This is a genomic window from Pseudoalteromonas sp. HM-SA03, from assembly GCF_002289345.1.
In the GTDB taxonomy this organism is placed as follows: Bacteria; Pseudomonadota; Gammaproteobacteria; order Enterobacterales; family Alteromonadaceae; genus Pseudoalteromonas.
The window spans coordinates 1-4,018 of the sequence record NZ_NSDG01000094.1; the positions used below are offsets into that span (position 1 = coordinate 1).

Here is a 4,018-nt window from a genome sequence, read left to right on the forward strand (position 1 = left end):
ATCGAATAGCTGGTAAGGGTCACCTTATGAGCGGGTTTATTATCGCGGGCTATGGTCCAAGGCAAGTTATTTGGACCACCGCCATCGCCCATCATAAAGCTGCCGCCTTCAACAAACACCATTTGGGCTTTTGTGCGCTCAATTAGTGCTTGCACTTGTTTGTCTTGCTCGCCAGTAAGCGCGTCAATTTGTTGGCCTAGGTCGTCACATCCAGTCATTACTACACACAGTAATGCGAGACTTGGAGCGGTGGTATTTTTATTGGCGAGAATATCGCGCCGAGTAATGTTGACAAAGTGGGGGAGTGAATATATCCGTTTATTTTCCATATGGTGACTTTCCGTATGTTACTTATTTATCCTTAGTGCAGCTCAAGCATACCAAGCGTACAGGCGAAATCAAAATTGCTACAGCATAAAGTAAGCAGTTTGAATCAACGCTGACTTTTACGGTGATAAATGTGATGATAATGCACTAGTTAACTGATTGAACTGGAAGTGACTTCGCTTGATTTAGTGCGCATCTAAATCCGATATCCCTATAGCTAGTGTTCAGTTCATTAGACTCTTGCCGAGTATAAACATTGCTGCCACGTGGCGATTCCATAAAAGTTCCGCCTCGCATAACCTTTTTTGTGCCTTCTTTTGGTCCTTTGGGATCCTGCTCTGGGGAGTGTTGATAGTAATCCTCAGCCCACCAGTCATTGACCCACTCAATCATATTGCCGCTTAAATCATAAAACCCCAATGGATTAGGAGGATATGTGCCAGAAGGTTCCGCATAATCAGTATTTAGTTCATAATTCCGACCTTCTTCTATCCGCCCGTTATCTGTGGCAAAAAGAATATTCTCGCCACGGTTTCGTGCTGCAAATTCCCATTGTGCTCCTGTTGGTAAATCAAAGGGGAGTTGGGTAAGCTCAGCCAGCCATAAACAATAGTTTTTTGCGCCATACCAACTCACTCCAGCAGGGAATTCTGGTGCGCGCCAAATTTCATCTTTATCCCATTTTGTCCACATGGTTTTTGGTAGGTCATTTACTGCGGCATATAAATCAAAATCGCCATAGCTTACCTCATAAGCGCCCATCGAATAGCTGGTAAGGGTCACCTTATGAGCGGGTTTATTATCGCGGGCTATGGTCCAAGGCAAGTTATTAGGACCTCCACCATCGCCCATCATAAAGCTGCCGCCTTCAACAAACACCATTTGGGCTTTAGTGCGCTCAATTAGTGTTTGCACTTGTTTGTCTTGCTCGCCAGTAAGCGCGTCTATTTGTTGGCCAAGGCCGTCACAACCGCTTATGACCAAGCATAGTAATGTCGCTAAAGGGGGTAATATCTGATGATCAATCTTGTCCATAAGTGTGCTATCCATAAGGTCTTTGCATACACATTTATCATAACTTGTTTAGCGGTATTGAGACATAGCTAATGTGGCAGTAAGACCAATGTATAAATATTAAAATGACAATATAACGCTTGTAATTTATATTGCTTGGGCACTACAACCCTTGAAAGAATGAATGCTGTTCAAGGTGTTGGCGGCTTTTGAGTTTATAAGCAAGATTATGCCCAAAAAGAGTATGCTATGAAATCTGCAGTATTGGTAATTGATGTACAGAGCCTTTTATTCGACCCAGAGCCCAAACCGTATGCAAGTGAAGAGGTGTTAAGCCGAATTAACTTAGTGACAGATTAGGCTCGAAAGCAAGGCATGCCAGTTATCTATATTCAACATGAGCAAAACGGTACTGCGATTGAGTATGGTAGTGAAGGTTGGCAATTACAATCCGTACTTCAAGTTGACGCCAATGATCAGTTCGTGCGTAAAACCACCCCAGATTCATTTTTAAACACAAATCTGTCTAACATACTTGAAGAACATGGAGCTCAACATATTTATATTTGTGGTTATGCTACAGAGTTTTGTGTTGATACAACGAGTCGGCGAGCCGCGGGTTTGGGTTATGCAGTTACATTAGTGGCGGANCATTGCAAAAAGCACATGTCAGGTGAACAAATAAGAATACATCATAATGCCACACTGCCAAATATCTCCAGTTTTGGAGTGAAAATATCCGCGGTGTCTACTGCCAAAATTATTGCTTTAGGTGACTGATACAGTCTAATTTTGTTGAGGGATTACCATTTCCTGTCACTGTTTTCACTTACTCGTCCTAATAACCGGCTGTTAAGGGTTATACATGTTATTACACAAGTGTGAAGCAAACCGGAAACGGTCCTCCTATAAGTTTTAATCTAAGCCTTTGAACCAAAGGGTTATTCAATCCACATCCATGCAATTAAAGGCGGGGTAGTCGCGTTTTTAAATGTGATATTAATTACGATATCGTCCTGTGTGTTCTCGTACTTCGCTGCAAATATCAGCATTGGATCCTGACCTCTTCGAAGAGACGCTAACAAGGTTTTGGATTTTAAGCGGCCAAGCTGCGGCGCGATTTCATGGTATGCCCGTAAAAATCCCTCCTCAGAAACCTTTTTGGCTAAGTCGGCGGTTATTACAGATAAATATGCTTGATAGTTTCCTCTCTCATGCGCTTTCAAAGCATTGTCGACAACAGGCATGAGAAGGTTAAGCGCCTCTTCTTCCGTTGAACCAAACGTTCCAAAATAATTCATAACTATTATCCTTGTCTAATCCTACTGATTTTTCACCTACAGGTAATGAATATAAACGATAGTTTTAAGTGTCTCAAACACTGTAAAAGTCTAAGTATCTATTTCAATTGTGGGGTTAATACTTTTATACTAGGGTCTGTTGTTCTTTGCTGCTGCAAAAATAAACTTGAAAGATATACAGGCCCTAACTTACGAGAAAGCAACGTTATTTAATAAGGAGATAGTAATGAATGCTTATAATATCGAGATATTGAAACAATCCATTGATGATAAAGCGCGCTTTGATGGTTGGGTATTTGGTTTGCCCCCCGGAATTAAAGCCAATCAATGGCCGCTTGACCCACATACCGGCTACCCGCTAAAACACAGCTTTACACTAAGATTGCCAGAGGGCTATCGCACTGATGAGAATGCATTTGCGGTTAGCTTTTTTGCAATCGCGGTTGATCACAATGATGGCGGGCCCGAATATATTGAAGGGTTAGAAGAGGCGTTATTTGCTGAGCAGTCGCCAGATGAACCGCTATTCAAACCCTTTTGGCAGGCGATGCAAACGGTTCATCCTAGCTGTAAGTTTGCAGCAGATACGCTAGATTGTTATTACGCAACGCTCCTGCTTAGTGAAGCTGAGTTTTACGGCGAGCTCTGTTCACCGCCAACTATTATTGAACGACATTTTGAAGATGATGTTTGCGTCCCTGAATGGCTAGTCGAGGGTGGGGCGAGTTGCTTTTGGAAAATGAACTATTCCCAGTACCTCAGTTTGCCAGCTGAAGAGTACCAAATATATCGCGAGCTTGGTGGAATTCCCCCAGAAGCAGTGAGTTTTAACCGTGCAATTGCGCTTGTTGCCAACCCTAGTGATCCTAATGCGGGTAAGACGCCCAGCGAATATGAAGATACAGGTTATATTGATCCGTACGAAGGCGACCCTGAGTGGTTAGAGAGTGTTTTGCCAAACCATTTAGGCGGGACGAGTTTAAACGGTCAAGGGATCCCTGATTTTCTTACACCTTACTACATCGAATTCGAAGAGATCTTAGGTGGGCATAACTTTGGCGGAGGGATAGGTATGCTTGATTTGGTAAACCGCGAGTTTGATTGGAGTTGTGGCTAATATTAACTAATACCAATTTATCTTAATACTTGCTCAATTTGAAGGAGTAAATCTGACGCTAACGGCGTTAAAAATTTCTTATTTAGAACAACTAAATAGCAAAAGTTTTGTCTAGTTATCGACAAGATTTTCTCGCCTCAAAATAGCTCACTTAATTAAGCAAATTGGTATAAAAAAGCAGCCATAAAGGCTAATGCCAGTCAGTTAAGCTGACTGGCATTTCTGTTTTTATGTGGGTACTTTGATGGCTTAGGCTTTA

At 42.2% G+C, this 4,018-nt stretch carries 3 protein-coding genes and 2 pseudogenes; 2 read left to right on the plus strand and 3 right to left on the minus strand.

Annotation, left to right across the window (positions count from 1 at the left end):
• Both CKO50_RS18490 and CKO50_RS18495 read right to left on the minus strand, forming a co-directional pair.
• Positions 1-329 (minus strand): annotated as a pseudogene (locus CKO50_RS18490) (hypothetical protein); the annotation flags it as partial.
• Positions 330-474: 145 nt separating this feature from the next.
• A complete protein-coding gene (locus tag CKO50_RS18495) occupies positions 475-1,362 on the minus strand; it encodes an SUMF1/EgtB/PvdO family nonheme iron enzyme (protein WP_255230422.1) in 888 nt (295 codons plus the stop codon).
• Between the two features lie 351 nt (positions 1,363-1,713).
• Between CKO50_RS18495 and CKO50_RS18500 the strand changes: the two are divergent.
• A pseudogene (locus tag CKO50_RS18500) lies at positions 1,714-2,121 on the plus strand (isochorismatase family protein); the annotation flags it as partial.
• Positions 2,122-2,282: 161 nt separating this feature from the next.
• Here the strand turns inward: CKO50_RS18500 and CKO50_RS18505 are convergent.
• Positions 2,283-2,642, minus strand: coding sequence for a hypothetical protein (locus CKO50_RS18505; RefSeq protein ID WP_095729356.1), 360 nt, complete (start codon positions 2,640-2,642; stop codon positions 2,283-2,285).
• A gap of 226 nt (positions 2,643-2,868) precedes the next feature.
• On the opposite strand from CKO50_RS18505, the gene CKO50_RS18510 reads away from it, so the two are divergent.
• The gene (locus tag CKO50_RS18510) at positions 2,869-3,759 is read left to right on the plus strand and encodes a hypothetical protein (protein ID WP_095729357.1); all 891 of its coding nucleotides are present in this window, start codon (positions 2,869-2,871) and stop codon (positions 3,757-3,759) included.
• Positions 3,760-4,018: the final 259 nt, after the last annotated feature.